Source organism: Xylanibacter rodentium (assembly GCF_013166575.1).
Lineage (GTDB): Bacteria > Bacteroidota > Bacteroidia > Bacteroidales > Bacteroidaceae > Prevotella > Prevotella rodentium.
The window spans coordinates 22212-42893 of the sequence record NZ_JABKKE010000015.1 but is presented as its reverse complement, the minus strand read 5'-3'; the positions used below and the strand labels follow the sequence as shown (position 1 = coordinate 42893).

16 protein-coding genes and 5 tRNA genes are annotated in these 20682 nt (G+C 47.6%); 20 read left to right on the top strand and 1 reads right to left on the bottom strand.

The window, feature by feature from the left end; all coding sequences use genetic code 11:
* Positions 1–31: 31 nt before the first annotated feature.
* The 5 genes from HPS55_RS09550 to HPS55_RS09530 all read left to right on the top strand — a co-directional run bounded on the left by HPS55_RS09550 (position 32) and on the right by HPS55_RS09530 (position 10184).
* Positions 32–1165, top strand: coding sequence for a 6-bladed beta-propeller (locus HPS55_RS09550; RefSeq protein WP_172174217.1), 1134 nt, complete (start codon positions 32–34; stop codon positions 1163–1165).
* Between the two features lie 306 nt (positions 1166–1471).
* Positions 1472–2953, top strand: coding sequence for a TolC family protein (locus tag HPS55_RS09545; RefSeq protein ID WP_172174215.1), 1482 nt, complete (start codon positions 1472–1474; stop codon positions 2951–2953).
* Positions 2954–2988: 35 nt separating this feature from the next.
* The gene (locus HPS55_RS09540) at positions 2989–4113 is read left to right on the top strand and encodes an efflux RND transporter periplasmic adaptor subunit (protein ID WP_253945768.1); all 1125 of its coding nucleotides are present in this window, start codon (positions 2989–2991) and stop codon (positions 4111–4113) included.
* 66 nt (positions 4114–4179) lie between these two features.
* Complete coding sequence (locus HPS55_RS09535; protein ID WP_172174213.1) at positions 4180–7182, top strand: efflux RND transporter permease subunit; 3003 nt, start codon at positions 4180–4182, stop codon at positions 7180–7182.
* Positions 7179–10184, top strand: coding sequence for an efflux RND transporter permease subunit (locus tag HPS55_RS09530; protein WP_172174211.1), 3006 nt, complete (start codon positions 7179–7181; stop codon positions 10182–10184). The genes HPS55_RS09535 and HPS55_RS09530 overlap by 4 nt, the downstream gene beginning before the upstream one ends.
* Before the next feature lie 38 nt (positions 10185–10222).
* Here HPS55_RS09530 and HPS55_RS09525 read toward each other — a convergent pair whose 3' ends face one another.
* The gene (locus tag HPS55_RS09525) at positions 10223–12706 is read right to left on the bottom strand and encodes a glycoside hydrolase family 2 TIM barrel-domain containing protein (protein WP_172174209.1); all 2484 of its coding nucleotides are present in this window, start codon (positions 12704–12706) and stop codon (positions 10223–10225) included.
* A gap of 1514 nt (positions 12707–14220) precedes the next feature.
* Between HPS55_RS09525 and rpsU the strand changes: the two genes are divergently transcribed.
* From rpsU to rplL, 15 genes are all read left to right on the top strand, one after another.
* The gene (rpsU, locus tag HPS55_RS09520; protein ID WP_172174207.1) at positions 14221–14412 is read left to right on the top strand and encodes a 30S ribosomal protein S21; all 192 of its coding nucleotides are present in this window, start codon (positions 14221–14223) and stop codon (positions 14410–14412) included.
* A gap of 79 nt (positions 14413–14491) precedes the next feature.
* On the top strand, positions 14492–15379 hold the full coding sequence (locus tag HPS55_RS09515) for a tyrosine recombinase XerC (RefSeq protein WP_172174204.1): 888 nt from the start codon (positions 14492–14494) through the stop codon (positions 15377–15379).
* Between the two features lie 27 nt (positions 15380–15406).
* Entirely contained in the window at positions 15407–15706 is a 300-nt protein-coding gene (gene hpf / locus HPS55_RS09510; protein WP_172174201.1) for a ribosome hibernation-promoting factor, HPF/YfiA family, read from the top strand.
* Between the two features lie 99 nt (positions 15707–15805).
* Positions 15806–15879: transfer RNA gene (locus HPS55_RS09505), tRNA-Thr, on the top strand.
* A 62-nt stretch (positions 15880–15941) separates the two neighbouring features.
* A tRNA-Tyr gene (locus HPS55_RS09500) sits at positions 15942–16024 on the top strand.
* A 26-nt stretch (positions 16025–16050) separates the two neighbouring features.
* A tRNA-Gly gene (locus HPS55_RS09495) sits at positions 16051–16123 on the top strand.
* Positions 16124–16131: 8 nt separating this feature from the next.
* Positions 16132–16203 (top strand) — tRNA-Thr (locus HPS55_RS09490).
* A gap of 50 nt (positions 16204–16253) precedes the next feature.
* Positions 16254–17438: an elongation factor Tu gene (tuf, locus tag HPS55_RS09485; RefSeq protein WP_172174199.1), complete on the top strand. Its 1185-nt coding sequence runs from the start codon at positions 16254–16256 to the stop codon at positions 17436–17438.
* Positions 17439–17482: 44 nt separating this feature from the next.
* Positions 17483–17555 (top strand) — tRNA-Trp (locus HPS55_RS09480).
* Positions 17556–17573: 18 nt separating this feature from the next.
* Positions 17574–17765, top strand: a complete 192-nt coding sequence (gene secE / locus HPS55_RS09475; RefSeq protein ID WP_172174197.1) for a preprotein translocase subunit SecE — start codon at positions 17574–17576, stop codon at positions 17763–17765.
* 20 nt (positions 17766–17785) lie between these two features.
* Positions 17786–18331 carry a transcription termination/antitermination protein NusG gene (gene nusG, locus HPS55_RS09470; RefSeq protein ID WP_172174195.1) on the top strand — a complete coding sequence of 182 codons (546 nt, stop codon included), beginning with the start codon at positions 17786–17788 and terminating at the stop codon, positions 18329–18331.
* A 95-nt stretch (positions 18332–18426) separates the two neighbouring features.
* Positions 18427–18867: a 50S ribosomal protein L11 gene (gene rplK / locus HPS55_RS09465; protein WP_172174193.1), complete on the top strand. Its 441-nt coding sequence runs from the start codon at positions 18427–18429 to the stop codon at positions 18865–18867.
* 21 nt (positions 18868–18888) lie between these two features.
* The gene (gene rplA, locus HPS55_RS09460) at positions 18889–19581 is read left to right on the top strand and encodes a 50S ribosomal protein L1 (protein ID WP_172174191.1); all 693 of its coding nucleotides are present in this window, start codon (positions 18889–18891) and stop codon (positions 19579–19581) included.
* Positions 19582–19601: 20 nt separating this feature from the next.
* Positions 19602–20120, top strand: a complete 519-nt coding sequence (gene rplJ / locus HPS55_RS09455; protein ID WP_172174189.1) for a 50S ribosomal protein L10 — start codon at positions 19602–19604, stop codon at positions 20118–20120.
* Between the two features lie 78 nt (positions 20121–20198).
* On the top strand, positions 20199–20576 hold the full coding sequence (rplL, locus tag HPS55_RS09450) for a 50S ribosomal protein L7/L12 (protein WP_172174187.1): 378 nt from the start codon (positions 20199–20201) through the stop codon (positions 20574–20576).
* Positions 20577–20682 lie beyond the last annotated feature (106 nt).

The following is a 20682-nucleotide window of genomic DNA, read 5'->3' as shown; positions in this document are numbered from 1 at the left end:
GGTAACTAAATAATAAATTGATTACGAATTGATGAGAAAAATTTTTAATTACATATCATCTATGTATTGCCTTTCGTATACCTTGATATTCTTTTCATGCAAGGAATATCAACAGATTCAGGCTGATATAACGGTAACTATTCCTAACAACAAAGAGCATTTGGAACTACAGGATGTCTTCACCGGTTTTAGCGTCATAGAATTGGAAAACAATGAAAAATGCATGTTGGGCAAAGTCGAGAAAATGCAATGTACGGACAGTATGTTCTATATATTTGATCGGAAAGCTATGCCTTCTCTCTTTGCATTTCATAAAGACGGTAAATTCAGCCGGAAGATAGGAGATTGTGGAAATGGTCGAGGCGAGTACCAGAACATTGTTGATTTTACGGTGGATGAGCAAAAACAAAGAATATATATACTGAGTGAGTTGCCTACAGTGATTGTTTACAGCACAAATGGGGATTTCATAAAAACAGTACGGTTGTCAAACAAATCGTTTTTCAGAAACATCTTGAAGATAAAGGATGGATTTATATTTTCCACAAACCATTTAAGAAGAGAGGAATATGAAAGGGAGTCGTTGCTATACTTCTTTGATGACGATTTCAACATGACGGATAGGAAACTTGGTGTGCTGCCAAAACCGATGTTCCAACCGCCATTCGTTAGATACCCCTTGCAAAAAGACGGTGACACCGTTTGCTATTACGATAACTTCAACACCTGTTTTCATTTTTTCTCAATATCAGACATCTCAAAGCATAAATCCGTTGCATTATATAACGATAGAATTTCGACCTATGAGGATGTTATTAGCGAGAGGTTTTTTAAAAACGCAACTGACTATGACGAGATTACACGTGAATATTATGCAAATGGAACAGTATACGGATGGGGTAATTTTTTTGGTGTTTACAATATATTTTTGTATGATACAAAGAGAAACACATTAAAAGTGAGCCGTTACACTGATTGGAATCCAAATATTATGGATTACCGTGATTGTATATTCTATTCGGTTATTTCGCCCGATGTGTTCCTTAATCCGGAAATGTACAAATCGAAAAAAACGAGCCGACTATTGGAACGATTGAAAGATTCATTGTCCAAGGATTACAGTTTCAACAGTAATTTTTGTATCCTATCATTCAAGAAAAAATGAAAAGATTATCACATATATTACTTGCCATTACTTTTGTACTCTTATCACTTATATGTATGATAAGATGTAAAAGAGAACCCTCTTTCCCTGAAAAAATTACAATTTCAACGAAGGATTTATATGTAGATACCTCCAAAAAATTTATATCTTCTAATTCTGGATTTTCGAAATATTGTACGAATTACGTTTTTATTCTTGATTCGTTGGATAATGTGAAGAAAGTTATAGGATACTTCCAAATGAAGAATGCAGATGTATGTAATTTGTATGAATAGTGATAATAAAAATCAATTGACATAACCACAGATGAAAAGAAAAAGATACCGAATAAAGGTTTCGTCGACTGTGATGCTGTACTTGCTGTGTACGGCAGGATATGCCCAGCAGCTCACGTTGTCTGACGCGATAACGATAGCCTGCGAGAACAGCCTCGACGCACAGATATCGCGTTACTCGTACATGAGTAGCTACTGGCAGTACCGCTCGTTCAAGGCCCAGCTGATGCCCTCGGTCAACATCGGCGGCAAGCTGGGCGGCTTCAACCACTCGGTGGTGGAGGCCCGCGACCCTAAGACGGGCCGTGTGAACCTTGTGAACAACAACACGATGACCAATTCCGTGACGTTGTCCGTCGACCAGCAGATAGCGGCTACGGGCGGTAAGGTGTCGTTGCAGTCGTATCTGTATCGTCTGGATCAGTTTACCTATAACGAGAAAACGTATAATTCGCAGCCTTTGCGTATAAGCTATACACAGCCGCTGCGCTCGTTCAACACTCTGAAATGGGAGAAGAAGACGGCGCCGGTGGAATACCGGATAGCCGAGCGCACGTATATCACCGCCCTGCAGGACATAACGATAAAGGTTACCCAGCTGTTCTTCAACGTGCTGTCGGCACAGTCGGACTATAGACAGAGCATGCAGACGGTGAGTGACCGCGAACGGCTGTATGATGTGGCGCAGAAACGGCTTGCACTGACCACTACGACGAAAAGCGAGGTGCTGCAGATGGAGCTGTCGCTGCTCAACGCGCGCATGGCTGTGACTAAAAACAAGATAACGCTTGACGACGCCATGTACGAACTGTTTTCGTACTTGCGCGTGACCGACTACTCGCGCGCCGAGCTAATCCCGCCCTACACCGTGCCTGATATGACGGTGAGTGTGGACGAGGTGCTGCAAAAGGCCATCACCAATTCGTCGCACTCGCTCGAACAGAAGTTGCAGATGCTTCAGGCCGAAAAGGAACTGGCCCAGGCCAAATCGTCGCGCGGCATACAGATGACGCTGAGCAGCGAACTGGGATTCACGCAGACGGGGCATACTATGGATGCGGCATACAGCCGGCTGAGAGACAACGAAATCATAGGTCTGTCGCTCTCGCTGCCGATATTCGATTGGGGTGTAAGCCGTGGCAGGGTGAAAATGGCACAGGCACGGCTTGATATGGTGCGCACGAAGGTGGAACAGACACACATGGACTACATGCAGGATTTGAGGAAGAAAGTGACACAGTTCAACGCCCAGCCTCAACAGTGCCGCAATGCCCTGCGAGCGCAGGATATAGCCGAAGAGCGGTATGAGATTACACGCCGGCGATATGAGACAGGAGCCATATCGGTCACGGACCTTAACACTGCACAACAAGAAATGGAATCGGCCAAGGCGCAGTATCTCAGTCAATTGAAAACGTTTTGGAGCGATTATTATGCCTTGCAGAAATCGACACTGCACGACTGGCAGAGCGGACGTGACATTACGGTGGATTTTGATGAGCTGATGAAGTGATGAGACTGTAAAAGAACAAAATGACAATTATGTATATGATGAAGAAATATATAAAGATAATCGGAACTGTTGCAGTGGCCGTTGCCGCTATCGGTGGGATGGCTTACGGAATTTATGTGATTGGCCACAGCGAAAAGGCTGACGAGGGTGAAGACTTGCAGACGGCTGTAAGGGAAGAGACTGTAATCGAGGTCGACACGACCGTGTTGTGCAGACAGACGTTCCAAAAACAGGTGTTGTGCAACGGGCGTCTGGCAGCCATACGCCGTGCCGAGCTTATGTGCCCTAAGACGGGAGAGATATTGCAGAGCGTGAACGTAAAGAACGGACAGCGGGTGTCTGCCGGTACGGTATTGGCCGTGGCGGATACCCGTGAACGCAGGTCGGCACTCGAAAAATCCCAAAGAGACCTTGAGAAGGCCAAGGTGGAATTGCAGGACAAGCTGATAGGTTTGGGATATGACGGAATCACGGACAACGTGCCGGCTGAAGTGCTCCACAGAGCAGAGGTCACATCGGGCTACTACTCGGCAAGGTTCGCGCTCCGCACCGCCGAGCAGGCTCTGCACGACTGTAGTCTTAAAGCTCCGTTCGGTGGAAGGATTGCCGACCTTGTAGCCCGGCCGTATCAGCGCGGCGACAAGTTCTGTACGCTGATAGACGATTCGTTCTTTGATGTGGAGTTTAAAGTGCTGGAGGCCGAGCTCGTTTCCGTCAGAACGGGTACGCAGGTCAAGGTGTCGCCGTTTGTCGATGGCGAACTGTCGCTTGACGGTACGGTGACGGAAATCAATCCCACCGTCGATGCCAAGGGGCTCGTCTCTGTCAAGGCGCGTATCAAAAACACTTCCGACCGGCTTATGGACGGCATGAACGTGAAAGTGACCATCGAGAACTCCGTACCCGACATGTTTGTAGTGCCCAAGGAAGCGGTGGTGGAGCGTGACGGATATCATGTCGTTTTCGTCTATGACAATAAGACGCACCGGGCGGTATGGACATACGTCGACATAATGTACGGCAATCTCACGAGTTTTGCCATAACGGGATGTGAGCGGAAAAACACTACGGTGAACGAGGGTGATATAATAATAACTTCCGGAAATCTCAATCTCGCGGACGATACGGAGGTGAAGATAAAAGAAGACAGAGGAAGTTAAGGAGTTGTCGATCCTGATAAAATAATATGTCTTTATGTTATATATGTCTTTAACTCCTTTAAAAATATGATTCATACCATCCTCCACCGCCCCATAGCCGTGACGATGACGCTGATAGCCATCGTCACTCTCGGTGTGCTTGCCCTCGGGCGCATACCGGTGTCTCTGATGCCCGATATCGACGTGCCGCGCATTGTGGTACAGATGTCTGCACAAGGTTGCTCCGCCCGCGAGATAGAGCAGAGCATGGTCGGTCCCATGCGCCGTCAGCTGTCGCAGGTGGCGGGACTGAAAGACGTGGAATCGACATCGCGCACCGATGCCGGCATAATTACGTTGACGTTCAGCCCCGGCAGCGACATGGGTCTGCTGTTTATCGAAGTGAACGAGAAGATAGACCGTGCCATGAGTTCCATGCCAAAGGAGATGGAACGCCCGAAAGTGATGAAGATAGGTGCGCTCGACATTCCCGCTTTCAATGTCGATGTGACCGGAGGCAAGCCCGAGCAGACGTCACGGCTGGTGAGCAATGTTATCAGCAAGCGTATGGAGCAGTTGCCTGAGGTTGCCATGGTCGACTACAGCGGACTTACCGGCACGCGGATAACGATACAGCCCGACGAGGCGCGTGAAAGTTTGTCGGGAATAACCAATGCCGATATAGAAAAGGCCATCAGCGACAACAACATAGTGTTGGAGACATTGAGTGTGCAGGACGGCATATACCGCTACAGCATCCACTTCGATTCGCAGATACTCTCAGTCCGTGATATAGAGAATATATATCTGCGGCACAACGGGCGGTTGCTGCAACTGAAGGATATATGCAAAGTGGAGGAGACGGCTGCCGTGCGCAAAGGCATTGTATCGTCCGACGGTAACGACGCCATAACAATGGCGGTGATTAAACAGAGCGATGCACAGATGAACGACTTGCAGCAGAGCATGGACACACTGATGTCGCAACTCACACGCGACTATCCCGAACTGCATTTTGCCGTAACACGCGATCAGACGCAACTGTTGTCATACAGTATGCACAATCTGGAGTGGAATCTCGTGTTGGGCATAGTCATGGCAAGTATTGTGTTGTTCGTATTCATCGGAGGCCGCAGACTTCCGATGCTTGTCGCAATATCCATACCGCTTTCACTGATACTCACGTTGCTATGCTTTTATCTCATGGGGATCTCGCTGAACATAATATCGCTGTCGGGGCTTATTCTCGGTGTGGGAATGATAGTGGACAACGCAATAATCGTGATAGACAACATTCTGCAGAAGGGAACTTGCAATGAGCACACTGTCAATTCGGCTGTGAAGGAGGTCGTAATGCCGATGCTGTCGTCCGTTCTCACCACCTGTTCGGTGTTCATCCCGCTGATATTCCTGAGCGGAACGGCCGGGGCCTTGTTTTACGACCAGGCCATGGGCATAACGATTGCCCTGTTCTGTTCGCTTGCCGTGGCGGCCTTCGTGGTGCCTGTCTATCATCTGCTGCTGTGCAGGAAATGCCGGCCGAGGGACTCCAAGGTAAATATGTGGCTGATGTCTTTTTATGAAAAGGGCATGCGCTACACGTTGCGCCATCCGAAGACCATGGCGGGCATATTCTCCGGATGTGCAGTGATGATAGTGATTCTGCTGCCTTTCATTCCGAAGGAGCGTATGCCGGAGACACCGCACGATGACGCGCTTGTGACAATAGACTGGAATGCCGGCATCGTTCCGGAAGAAAACAACAGACGTGTGAACGAGGTGTTGGGCCATGTGAAAGAATCTGTCAAGGCAAGCACTTCGATGGTTGGCGGCCAGGATTTCATGCTGTCGCACACGAAGAACATCACCGGAAGCGAAGCCGTGTGCTACATAAAATGCGCATCGGCGGAGGATTGTGATGTGACTGTGGAAAAGATGAAACGATACATTGCCCGGCATTATCCTGAGGCGAAAGTGGAGTCGGAGCTTGCTGCAAACATTTTTGACATGATATTCTCCACCGGCGAACCTGACTTGCAGATTCGTCTGCAGAAGCGTGAGGGTGGCAGACCCGAAGTTGCGCAGACCCGAATGGTGACGGACTCGCTGCAAAGGAGGTTCCCACGGACGGACGTACCGCCGGTTTCGACAGAAACCTATATCCGCTACAGGACGGACGCGGAGCAGATGGCATATTACGGAGTGACATACAGGCAGCTGTATTCACGTCTGAAAGAACTGCTCGGTACCGGCAATATATACGAAATAAATACTGGCGGCGAGAGTGTGCCGGTGGTAATAGGCGGTGGGGACAATGAGAGCGGCATGCTGCTGGGCAATACCATAACCAATGGCAACGGAACGGACATACCCTTGGCATATCTCGTGACGGAATCGCGCAGTGAAGACTATAAACATCTTGTTGCAAGTGCCGACGGCGAGTTTTCGGTGATAAACATAGACAATGCTTCAGACCGGAAATCCGAGGAGATGATGGAATATGTCACGGCGGTGACTGACGGCTCTCCCGTAAAAGCGTCATTCCGGGGCGGTTATTTCTCGTCACGTTCCATGATAGGCGAGCTGTTCATGGTGCTTGCCGTAGCGGTGCTGTTGCTGTATTTCATTCTTGCGGCGCAGTTTGAGAGTATCGTTCAGCCTATGATTATCCTTGCGGAGATTGTCATTGATGTGGCGATAGTGATGCTGGCGCTGTTTGTTTTCGGTGAGTCGCTGAACATAATGTCGATGATAGGCATCGTTGTGGCGTGCGGAATAATAATAAACGATTCGATATTGAAGGTCGACACCATAAACAGACTGTACCGCCGGCATGGCAAGGGTCGCTGCAGCGGCAATATTGCGCTGCTCAGGGCTGTCGTTGTGGCGGGACACCGCCGTCTGAAACCCATCATCATGACATCTCTGACCACGGTGCTTGCCATAGTGCCGTTTTTGAGTCGCGGCGATATGGGGTCGGCATTGCAATATCCTCTGTCGTTCGCAATAATCACAGGCATGACAGTGGGCACGCTGGTAAGTCTGTTCTTTGTTCCGCTGATGTATTACATTATCTATAGAAAAAGATGAAACACTCGTTCTCCATATTGCTTGTTTCATGTGTTCTGATGGTTATCGGCGCGGCGCTTGTTCCGCAGTTGGACATCAGCAACAAACCGCGGCCGGAACAGGGGAAGACTCTCACTATATCCTACAGATGGAAAAATGCCTCGGCCAAGGTTGTGGAACAGAACGTCACATCGCGCATCGAGGCCATGGTGAGTTCGGTGCGTGGAGTGGAAAAGGTATCGTCGGTGAGCAGATTCGGCAATGGACGCATCACGGTAGAGTTGAAGCCCAAGGCTGATGTGTCTGCGACGAAATTCGAGATAGCCTCTATACTGCGGCAGATTCGGGGCAAACTGCCCGAAAGCGTGTCATATCCGACGGTGTCAGGCGGTGAGGTGAGCACCGCGCTTGGCGACGACAACGAAGTGAAGCTGATACTTACATATATGCTGAATGCGGATATGTCAGGCGAGCAGATGCGGCAGATAGCGGAGAAAGAGGCAAAGTATGCCGTAGAGCGTATCGAGGGTGTGCATCATGTCGACATAACGGGCACCGTCTCTCATTACATGGAAGTGGAGTATGACGCGGAGCAGCTGGCGCTTTACGGCATCGGCAGTTCCGACATCATCGATGCCATACGCAATTTCTCAGGGAGAGAAGATGTTTTGGGTGAAGTGCTGACGGAAAACGGCAAGGTGGTCGTCCCGCTACTGTTGTCGTCGAAAGAGGAGCGGAGAAGGTTTGAACAGATGCCGCTGAAGAATATAGACGGCAAGATTGTATATCTCAACAACCTTGCATCGTGCTATATCCGTGAGCGGAAGCCGGGCAGCTATTATCGTGTCAACGGAATGAATACCATATATATCAATGTCTATGCCGACAAGGATGTCAATGTGGTCGGTGTGTCGGACAAGGTGAAGAGAGTGATGGAGTCTTCGGCATTCACTATTCATGCTTCACTGTCATACGACCGTGCCGAGGAGCAGATGAAGGAGTTCCGCACACTTGTGCTGCGCTCGTCGCTGACGTTGGTCATATTGTTGATGTTTGTGTGGATGTGCGGAGGGTTCAAATGGAGGTATCTTACAGTAATTACCGTATCTCTGCTTGCCAACATACTCATCGCCGTCATGTTTTACCGTTTGTTCGACATCCGGCTTCATCCGTTTTCCATGGCGGGGATAACCGTTTCGCTCGGCATCATAATCGACTCTGCCATCGTCATGGCCGACCACTATGCCTATTACCGTGACCGCAGGGCTTTCACAGGAATACTGGCCGCTATGCTTACCACTGTCGGGGCGCTGACTGTCGTATTCTGGCTGCCTGACTATCTGAGGCATGACTTGAGGGATTTTTCTGTCGTCGTGATGATAAATCTTCTTGTTGCAGTATCCGTGGCATTGTTCTTCACCCCTGCTCTTGTTTCACAGTTTGGATTGACAAGGAAGAAAACGTTTGTACCGAGAAATCTGCATACGCGGTTTGTCGTGTGGTTTTCGCGGTGGTATTCGTGCTATGTAGCTATGGTGCAGAGACGGTGGGTCCGTTGTACGGTGCTGTTGGTGTTTGCCGCCATTTTTGCCAGTTCTCTGAAACTGTTTGTGGACTGTCTCGATACTAACACATTCCGTCCGAAGGAGAAGGAAATCAAACTGTATATCCGTGCAAAGATGCCGATAGGTGGAAGCGTGCAGGAACTTAACGACAAGGTCAGGGAGGTCGAGGCTTTACTGTCGAAGTTCAAGGAGATAAAGCGTTATGAGACTTCGATTCGTCATAGCGGTGCCTCAATCGTTGTCGAGTTTAAGGACGAGGCTCTGGCAACAGGGTTTCCTTATCTTCTGGAAAGTCGCGTGATAGGAAAGGTGATAACCATAGGCGGAGCCGACTGGGCCACATCGGGGGTGAGCGATCGGGGATTCAGCAACTCGCTGAATCTGCAATACAGGGCAAACAGCATAGAAATAGCCGGATACGACTATGAGCGACTTTTCCGTTTTGCGGAGGATATGCTTCGCGAAATGCAGAATAACAGGCGGGTGGCCGATCTTGCCATAGTGACACCGGGGCACGAAGAACAGGAAGACGAGTTCTTTATGGAGTATGACCATGGCATGATGGCTGCTGACAGTGTAAGTCCGTATGAGGTGCATTCTTCACTTCAGAGTCTGCTGGCTGACCGTGAGACGGAAAAGATAGACATAGGAGGCAGACAGATGGCTGTGGTCGTTCATCCCGCATCGGTAAATTCGTTCGACCTATGGCAGATGGGAAACTCGTATGTAAATACCGGTGAACGTCAGATGCGTCCGTCGGGATTCATGGATATAAGCAGACGCAAGGCCAAGAACATCATTCCGAGAGACAACCAGGAATATGTGTTGCGCGTGGCGTTCAATGTTCTGGGGTCGTACACATACACCAGCCGTTATATCAAGGACATAACGGAGAGGTACAACAATATGTTTCCCGTCGGTTTCCGTTGTCTGGACAAGACATATGGTGCTTACGACGATGACGGAACGCAATATTGGCTGATAGGACTTGTAGCTGTGATAGTATTCTTTATTCTTGCAATACTTTTCGAAAGCCTGCTCCGTTCCCTTGCCGTCACTCTGCTTATCCCGGTGTCGTTCATTGGGCTTTTCGTTACATATTATGTCACAGGTGTGCCGTTCGGCACCGGTGGTTTCGCGGCTATGGTGCTGCTGGCCGGCCTGACGGTGAATGCAGGTATATACATTGTATGTCAGTATGGCATACAGCGCAAGCACGGACCGAAATACTTCGTAACGGCTTTCAATCACAAGATAATTCCGATTATGCTGACTGTTTTGTCCACTGTGTTGGGTATGATACCGTTTCTTATTGACGGCCCCGACGAACAGCCGTTCTGGTTCTCGCTTGCCGTAGGTACTATCGGTGGCCTGTCGCTCAGCATCGTTCCGATAGTGATATTCCTGCCGGTAGTGATGAAACTTGGCGTTTTAGTCAGGCCGGATGTGCACAGGTGAAACTGTACGGGCTTTGCCATCGTGGGAAAAACGTGGGCCTATTCTATTGTCAGTTCCTTGACAAACGGTTGGTCGAAGCCTTCCACATCCACTATTACGCGGCCTGTGCCCGATTGGGTGGTCGATTGCAGGCGTATCAGTCCCTCGCCGAAGTATGTGTTCAACTCAGTGGTCCGCCATGAGTCTGTGCGGCGCATGTCGCCTGTTTCGACGCCAAGAAGCCGCAGCGGCCCTTCCGTTCTTACGCTGAAACGTCGCGGCTGCATCTGCTGGATGCGTCCGAGACTGTCGGTGAGTGTGAGTCGCAGGGTGGTGGCGGTGGCACGGTGTTTTCCGGATGTTGCCGGTGTCATGTCCGCAGGGATGGAACTCAGGCGGACACAACCCTCGAAATCGAGTCTCGCGCCGGCAACGTCACCGTGATTCACGAGTGAGTCGCGCATCACGGCCACTCCGTTCTTGTAGCCCACTGCGAGCACCTTGCCCCGGCGTGCGGGCAGTTGCAGGGTGATGCAGTTGTCGGGATAATCCTTTGTGATGCGCGGTTTGAGAGGCAGTTGCGGGTTGCTCCACATCGGGAAGAAGAACTGTACGGAGTCGCATGTGGTGTAGCATCGTATCTGTACACACCGCGAGTCGGTATAAGGCAGGTCCCATGTGTCGGCCATTGGCGGATACTGCCAGTGGTCGGTGCCTGAGGGCTGGTCGAAGCAGTTGTCGCGGACCACCAGTTTCAGATACTCCTTGTCCGGCTGCCATGCCGTATGGTAATACGCAGCCTGCGGACGCTCTTTCAGCGTCATGTCAAACGGACAGGAACACCATCCTTTTGCCGGCCACGGTGACGATTCTCCGAGGTAGTCGACGCCGGCCCATACGAACGAACCGGCAATGAAATCGTTCTCTTCGGCAAAGTGCCACGGGTTTTCTTCGACAAAGTCGCGCACAAGGTCCTCGCGCAGTCCGGAATAGTATACAAATGCTTCTGTCACCATCATTTTACGGTGTGGACGGCGGCGGTGGTCGGCTATCATTCGGGGTTCAAGATAGTTGTAGCCTACAAGATCGGTCACTTCGCCGAACTTGTCCTGAAATCCTTGCTGACATGCCACGAGAGTCGGGCGGCCGGGGTCAAGACTCTTTACGATGTCGTTGAGCATGCGTGCCTTGTCGATGCCTTCATTGTCGCTTTTCCATGCTTCGCTCACTTCGTTGCCTATGCTCCATACGATGACTGACGGGTGGTTCCTGTCGCGTATGACCATGTCCGCTATGTCGCGTGCTGCGCAGTCGTCGAAGAATGGGGCATAGTAGCCCGATTTCCATTTGTCGAACGCCTCGTCAATGACGAGCAGCCCGAGCGAGTCGCAGATATCGAGAAACTCCGTCGACGGAGGGTTGTGTGAGCAGCGTATGGCATTGCATCCTATGCCTTTCAGTGCTTTCAGACGGCGTTCCCAATATTCTTCGGGTACGGCTGTGCCGAGGCTTCCGCAGTCCTGATGCAGGCACATCCCCTTGAGTTTCATGTTCTTTCCGTTGAGGAAAAAGCCTTTGTCGGCGTCAAACCGTATATCGCGGAAGCCGAAGCGTGTCCTTACCTCGTCTATCACCTTGCCTTTTGAGTTTTTCAGCCTGGTGACGAGGGTGTAGAGGTATGGCCGTTCCGTGTCCCATTTCTCACTGACTTTGTTCACTGTTCTGCCGTCAGTGTCAAGGATGGTGTTTGTTATGATGAAGCGTTTGTCACGGTCGGCGTCGGCTGTGTCTATCTCGGTCATGATATTTACAGTGCCGTCATCGGCTGTGGTCACGAAGACACCGTCGGTCTTTATATGTGTGGGTCCGGTCACGTCGAGCCACACATGGCGGTATATGCCCGAGCCGGTGTACCATCTCGACTGTTCCTCGCGGTTTACATGGACTACGATTCGGTTGGGGCCGTCGGAAAGTAGAAATGGCGTTATGTCGTATCCGAAACCTGTATAACCGTATACGTGATATCCGGCGCGCTGACCGTTGACCCATACTGTGGCACGATGGTATACTCCGTCGAAATGAAGCCGTACTTTTTTCTGCCTGTATGCGGAGGCCGGCAGACGGAAGTCTTTTACGTATATTCCTTGTCCGCCGGCAAGATAGCCGGCAGAACCGCCCATTTCAGGCTCGAATGGCAGTTCGGAACTCCAATCGTGGGGGATTTGAACGTTGCGGAATGTGCCTTGTCTGAGATTGGTATGTCCGGAGGTTGTACAGGTTGTGATTTCGCTTGCCGTTACCTGTGCCTGTTCCGGTTCGGTGTCGTCGGTGACCTTTGTCGTGACGGCGTTGTGTCGTGTTGCCGACAAAGGGTTGTCGCTGATGCCGAGTGTACGGAGGGTTTGTATCACATCTGATGAGTCCCGGCATAGCTTGAACTTCCAGTCGAGATCGAATGTCAGTCTTTGGCGCACGTCGGCAGATGTGGCTGTCAGAACTGTGAATATTCCTATTGACAGTAATAATAATGATTTTCTGTTCATGTCGTATTTCGGATTTGTTGATTGCGGATATACTCTGTGTGTGTAATGTGTACTTTATTCTGCAAAGTTACAGAATCTATACATGATAACGGTTTCCGGATGTCTCATTCTCTTGCCGTATTGTCTCATGTCTTCGAATGTTCATATGTACTGGGAAGATGCTATTTCCAAAGCGAATACTCAATTTAAATTCAAAGGTGCATAAGCGCAAAGATTTTTTATATACTTACGGATGAAAGAGAAGAAATTGTTGTAAAGACGTATTGGTAATGTAAAGCGGAGTATGTCTTATCTGTGAATGACATGTTTAATTAAGTTAGTAAACAAAATTAAACTATATCATCCTCCGGACAAAAGGTTCCCTGACAGAACGCGCCCCGCTGGGGCAACAAGCATACAGCCCGGGGCAGAGCGCAGCGGCACCCTGGGAATCGACATCGACAATCCCCGCGCCCTGCAAGGGCAAAAGCATAAAATATATGGGATATGAAAAATGTAATTATCTGATAATTAATGCTTTTGCCCTTTCAGGGCGAATAGGATAATAGAACATGATACCCAGGGTGTCGCTGCGCTCTGCCCCGGGCTATGTGCTTGCTGCCTTTTCAAGGCGCATCCATCCTATATCCGGACGATTATGTAGTTTAATTTTGTTGACTAACTTAAGTAAAATAACTTATATTACTTATCAATATAACTTATATTACTTATCAACATAACTTATATTACTTATCAATATAACTTATATTACTTATCAATATAACTTATATTACTTTATAAAACGATGGTATTTGTCAGAATCACAAGATAAAGGTGCTAAACTAATGGCAGAGCGAATAAAAGCATCTATTAAATCGCCAAAGATATAGGCTCTGCTAAACATATGTGTTATAAATGCATTGGGATATAAATCCGAAATCAGCAGCAAAATTGTATATGATGCAATTGATGGTTGGTATTGTCAGTTTTGTACACTCTGAAATTGATAGTAGTATTTATCGGATGATGATAAAGAGAAAGAAAAGAATAAACTTAGATCATTGGCAAAAGCATAGAAACATATGCAGGATAGAAAAATGAATATCTGATAATTAGCACTTTCGTTCTTTTTAGGTAGAACGTATAAATAAACAGCGCTACACATAAGCCGGTATGATTTTTTTCTTTGGTTTTGCAACAATATGGCACGGATGTAACTAAACGAAAGTACAGAAAAAGTATTTTGTAACGCATTTCTTATATCTAACGTTAAATAAGTCTGTAATCAATGTCTTTTGCTCCTAAATCTATTTATGTTGAAAATAAAGTATGTCACCTGTCATTCAATATGTATTTGGTTTTTTTGTATGGACGTGTCTTTTGTAAATCTAAAATGCTGTAGTGGAATTGAAAAAATAAAGAAATGTGTCTAAATATTTGGCAGATAGACAAATAAATTGTAATTTTGCACCCGCAAAAAGTGGCTTTAAGCCCGGATTGTAAGTTTAATTTAAAAATTTAAAACAAAAAAACAAATGATTATTGTACCGGTAAAAGAAGGCGAAAACATCGAGAAGGCCCTCAAGAAGTTTAAGAGAAAGTTTGAGAAGACAGGTGTCGTGAAAGAACTTCGTGCACGTCAGCAGTTTGACAAGCCGTCAGTTCTGAAGAGACTGAAGATGGAACACGCCGTTTACGTACAGAAACTCAGAAACACCGAGGAATAAAATATTCCTTGGAAAATTTGGTAGTTTGAATAAATTTCCGTAAATTCGTTGCCGAAAACAAGCAATGTGCAACGGCTTTATGATGATTGGACAGTTTTTGGACTACTTGCACCACGAGCGTAACAGATCAGAGCAGACGGTGCAGAGCTACGAGAAGGATCTCAGATTCTTTGAGTCGTATTACAAAAGATTGGATAGTCATCTCTCTTGGGATTCGGTCGATGCCGATATAATCCGTGGCTGGATGGAGAGCATGATGGACAAAGGAAACACTGCTACTTCAATCAACAGACGGTTGAGTGCTTTGCGTTCCTTTTTTCGTTTTGCACTTTGCCGGGGATTGGTAAGCCGGGATCCTGCCCATGCCGTGAAAGGCCCGAAAAAGAGCAAGCCTCTGCCTCAGTTTCTTAAAGAAAGTGAGATGGACGAGTTGTTGGATGGTGACGGGATGTGGCGTGACGATATATTTGATGATGTTCGTGCGCGTACTATATTGGTTACTTTCTATGCTACGGGGATGCGTCTTTCCGAACTAACCGGGCTTGATGTGGCTTCGGTGGACTTTGTCAACAAGCAAGTCAAGGTCAGCGGAAAAGGCAATAAGCAACGTTTGATTCCTTTCGGGGAAGAATTGGAGACGGAGTTGCGTCATTATATATGTATGTGCGACAGTCTCTTCGGCGGTGGTGCCGGTGCGCTCTTTGTTACAGACAAGGGGACGCGGATGACTCAGGCACAGGTGCGGAATGTGGTGAAGAAGAATCTGTCAAGGGTTTCAACACTGAAAAAGCGCACGCCGCATGTTTTAAGGCATACGTTTGCCACGGCCATGCTTAATAATGGTTCCGGGCTCGAAAGCGTAAAGAAGCTGTTGGGGCATGAGAGTCTGAAGACAACAGAGGTGTATACCCATGCAACATTCGAGCAGCTTAAGCGAGTTTATAAACAAGCCCACCCAAGGGCGTAACCTTTAATTTAAAAAACAGGAGGGACTATGGAAATTAAGATTCAGTCGATTCATTTTGACGCTACCGAGAAATTACAGGCGTTTATTGAAAAGAAAATCGCCAAGTTGGAGAAATCATACGAAGATATAAAGAAAGTAGAGGTGCAATTGAAAGTTGTGAAACCCGCAACGGCTCAAAACAAGGAGGTCAGTATTACGGTAACGGTTCCGGGAAGCACCCTTTTTGTTGAAAAGGTGAGCGACACTTTTGAAGAAAGTCTAGACCTTGGAGTAGACTCAATGAGGGTACAACTGCAGAAATTCAAAGAAAAATTAAGGAATTACTAAAAAAAATCCCGAAAAGTTTTGGTGATTCAAAAAAAACACCTACCTTTGCAACCGTTTTCCAACAGACCGTAAATCGAAAGGTAGCGGTTGCAAAGGAACGCCTCTTTAGCTCAGTTGGCCAGAGCACGTGATTTGTAATCTCGGGGTCGTTGGTTCGAATCCGACAAGAGGCTCAAAGAGCTCAAGGATAGACGGAGGTCAATCTACATAGGGGCAAAACAGAAATGAAACATAAGGGTGGTTACCAGAGTGGCCAAATGGGGCAGACTGTAAATCTGCTGTCTTTCGACTTCGGTGGTTCGAATCCATCACCACCCACTCCTCAAAATTGAATTAAGGAGTATGCGGAAATAGCTCAGTTGATAGAGCACTAGCCTTCCAAGCTGGGGGTCGCGGGTTTGAGCCCCGTTTTCCGCTCTATGTTTGCTGTAATAGCTCAGTGGTAGAGCACTTCCTTGGTAAGGAAGAGGTCCTGAGTTCAACTCTCAGTTACAGCTCGAAAACAAAAATCAAAGATTATTCATTAAAATAAATAAATAAAAAAGCTATGGCTAAAGAGACATTTGTGCGCACCAAACCGCACGTTAATATTGGAACTATCGGTCACGTTGACCATGGTAAGACTACTCTGACAGCTGCCATCACCACAGTTTTGGCTAAGGCTGGTCTTTCTGAAGTTAAGTCTTTTGATCAGATTGACAACGCACCCGAGGAGAAGGAGCGTGGTATCACTATCAATACCGCTCACGTAGAGTATGAGACAGCTACTCGTCACTATGCTCACGTAGACTGCCCGGGACACGCTGACTATGTGAAGAACATGGTTACTGGTGCTGCTCAGATGGATGGTGCCATTCTTGTAGTTGCCGCTACTGACGGTCCTATGCCTCAGACACGTGAGCACGTGCTTCTCGCACGTCAGGTGAACGTTCCTCGCTTGGTGGTTTTCCTGAACAAGTGTGATATGGTTGAGGATGAGGAGATGCTTGAATTGGTTGAGATGGAGGTTTCTGAGATTCTTTCTCAGTATGAGTTTGAGGACGAGACTCCTATCATTCGCGGTTCTGCTCTCGGTGCCCTTAACGGTGTTGCCAAGTGGGAAGAGAAAGTTATGGAACTGATGAACGCCTGCGATACTTGGATTCAGGAGCCCCCCCGTGCTACAGACAAGCCTTTCTTGATGCCTGTTGAGGATGTGTTCTCAATCACAGGTCGTGGTACTGTTGCTACCGGACGTATCGAGACTGGTGTTATACATGTAGGTGATGAGGTTGAACTGCTCGGTCTTGGTGAGGACAAGAAGTCTGTTGTTACAGGCGTTGAGATGTTCCGCAAACTCCTTGACGAGGGTCAGGCCGGTGATAATGTAGGTCTGCTTCTCCGTGGTATCGACAAGCAGGAAATCAAGCGTGGTATGGTACTCTGCAAGCCCGGTCAGATCAAACCTTACAAGAAGTTCAAGGCTTCTATCTATGTACTGAAGAAAGAAGAGGGTGGACGCCACACTCCGTTCGGAAACAAGTATCGTCCCCAGTTCTATCTCCGTACAATGGACTGCACCGGTGAAATTTCTCTGCCCGAGGGCGTTGAGATGGTTATGCCGGGCGACAACGTAGAGATTACAGTAGAGCTTATCTATGCTGTTGCTCTGAACGTTGGTCTGCGTTTCGCTATCCGTGAGGGTGGTCGTACGGTAGGTTCAGGTCAGATTACAGAAATCTACGAGGACTAATATAAAAAGATAGGGCTTCCTACTTTGTGGTAGGGCCCTATTATACGGGATTAGCTCAGTTGGTAGAGCACTGGTCTCCAAAACCAGGTGTCGGGAGTTCGAGCCTCTCATCCCGTGCTAAAAAAGAAAAAACGTATGTTTAATAAGATAGCAAATTATTGCAAGGCTTGTTACAACGAGCTTGCTCATAATACCACTTGGCCGTCCGCGACGGAACTCACACACAATGCAGTGGTTGTTTTATCTGCTTCCCTTGTCATTGCATTGTTGGTGTTCTTGATGGATTGGATTTTTAAGAATTTCATGAGTGTTGTTTATTCATTCTAACTTAAATCTTTTTATTTGAGATGTCTGAAACCGGAATGAAATGGTATGTTCTTCGTGCCGTTAGTGGAAAGGAAGCAAAAGTCAAGGAATATCTTGAGGCAGCAATTAAACACGATGATGTGTTGTCTTCAAATGTAAGTCAGGTTCTCCTGCCTACAGAGAAGTATGCGGTGCTTCGTAACGGTAAGCGTGTAATTAAGGAGAAACTTTTTCTCCCCGGTTATGTGCTGATTGAAGCAAACCTTCAGGGCGAGGTCGCGCATACATTGCGTTTCATGCCCAATGTTCTTGGTTTCTTGGGTGGATTGGATAACCCCACGCCTCTACGTCAGGCTGAGGTCAACCGAATGATTGGATCTGCTGAGGAGGCTGCTATAGAGAATGTTGAAATAAATGTTCCGTATAGCGTTGACGAGGCGGTGAAGGTGACGGAAGGACCTTTCAGCGGCTTCAGTGGAGTAATCGAAGAAGTGAATGTCGAGAAACGCAAGCTGAAAGTGATGGTCAAGATCTTCGGACGTAAGACTCCGTTAGAGTTAGGTTTTATGCAAGTGGAGAAAGAATAGGGCGTGATTGTTACGGTGCGAACGGTTCTTTCTTAAATGGTCGATCGGATTACGGTCCGTGAGGCTGAACAATCAATTAATTATTAATAAAAGAAATGGCTAAAGAAGTTGCTGGATTAATCAAATTACAGATTAAAGGTGGCGCTGCGAATCCCTCACCTCCAGTAGGACCTGCGTTGGGTTCTAAGGGTATCAATATCATGGGATTCTGCAAAGAGTTCAACGCCAGAACCCAGGATAAGGCAGGAAAGATTCTTCCTGTTGTTATCACTTACTATGCAGACAAGTCATTCAGCTTTATAATCAAGACTCCTCCCGCAGCTGTTCAGTTGAAAGAGGCGGCAAAGGTTAAGAGCGGTTCTGCACAGCCTAACCGCAACAAGGTCGCTACGGTGACTTGGGAGCAGGTGAGAGCTATCGCAGAAGACAAGATGAATGACCTGAATTGCTTTACGGTAGAGGCTGCAATGAAGCTGGTTGCCGGTACGGCAAGAAGTATGGGTATCACTGTACAAGGGGAGTTCCCTGGTAAATAATTAATAACTTCAATTAAGACAATGAGTAAACTGACAAAAAATCAAAAGTTGGTGGCTGATAAGGTTGAAGCAGGGAAAGCATACTCTTTGAAAGAGGCTTCGGAGTTGGTGAAGGAAATAACCACAACCAAGTTTGATGCTTCACTTGATATTGATGTACGCTTGGGAGTTGACCCGCGTAAGGCAAACCAAATGGTGCGTGGTGTGGTTTCACTGCCCCACGGAACAGGTAAGGTGACACGCGTGCTCTGCCTTTGTACACCCGATGCTGAAGCTGCAGCCAAGGAAGCTGGAGCCGACTATGTTGGTCTCGACGAATATATCGAGAAGATTAAAGGTGGTTGGACAGATATTGATGTTATCATAACAATGCCGTCGTGCATGGGTAAGATAGGTCCTTTAGGCCGTGTGTTGGGTCCTCGTGGACTTATGCCTAACCCTAAGAGCGGTACTGTGACGATGGATGTAGCCAAGGCTGTCAAGGAGGTTAAGCAGGGTAAGATTGACTTTAAGGTTGACAAGGCCGGTATCGTGCATGCATCAATCGGTAAGGTGTCTTTCGACTCTGAGAAGATTTACGATAATGCTAAGGAGTTCATCCAGACTATCATCAAGCTGAAGCCGGCTGCTGCCAAAGGTACATATATCAAGAGTATCTTTGTTTCAAGCACGATGAGTCAGGGTATCAAGGTAGATCCTAAATCAGTTGAATAACTCGTTAAAAGTTACGTAAAATGAAAAAGGAATTAAAAGATACTATCATCGCAGAACTCGGAGAGAAACTGAAGGCATATCCTCATTTTTATTTGGTAGACCTTGCCGGATTGAATGCGGAGAAGACCAGTGAACTCCGTCGCAAGTGCTTCAAGAGTGAAATTAAACTGTTGGTTGTGAAGAACAACCTTCTTCACAGGGCTCTGATGGCTGCCGACGTTGATTTTGAACCGCTTTATGGTTGCTTGAAAGGCAGCACTGCCGTGATGTTCACGCAGACTGCCAACACTCCTGCCAAATTGCTCAAGGATTACAAAAAAGATGGCGTTCCTGCTTTGAAGGCTGCATATGCAGAGGAGAGCTTCTTCGTAGGTGCCGATAAACTTGAGGAATTGGCATCTCTCAAGAGCAAGAACGAACTTATCGCAGACGTTGTGGCTTTGCTGCAGTCTCCTGCAAAGAATGTCGTTTCAGCTTTGCAGTCAGGAGCAAACACTATTCATGGTGTGCTGAAGACTTTAGGCGAGCGTCCTGAATAAAAGAACTTGGCTTAAGCCGAAAAAGTTTCAACAAGTCATAAATAACCAAATTAAAAAACATTAAAAATTATAATAAAAATGGCAGATATTAAAGCTATTGCTGAAGAGTTAGTAAATCTTACAGTTAAGGAAGTAAACGAGTTGGCAACAGTCCTGAAGGACGAGTATGGAATTGAGCCCGCCGCTGCAGCTGTTGCTGTTGCTGCTGGTCCTGCTGCAGGTGGTGCTGCTGAGGCAGAGGAGAAGACTTCTTTCGACGTAGTTCTGAAGGAGGCCGGTTCTGCTAAGTTGCAGGTTGTAAAGGCTGTTAAGGAGGCTTGTGGTCTTGGTCTGAAAGAGGCTAAGGATCTCGTTGACGGTGCACCTTCTACACTGAAGGAAGGTCTGTCTAAGGACGAGGCTGAGAATCTGAAGAAGACTATCGAGGCTGCAGGCGCTGTAGTTGAGCTCAAATAATATTAGTGCACAACAGAATAACCTTGGTTAGGAATCTCTAAGTAGGAGATTCTTAACCTTTTTGTGTCTTTAACAAGACTCCGATTAATGGGGCGTTGCATGCCCA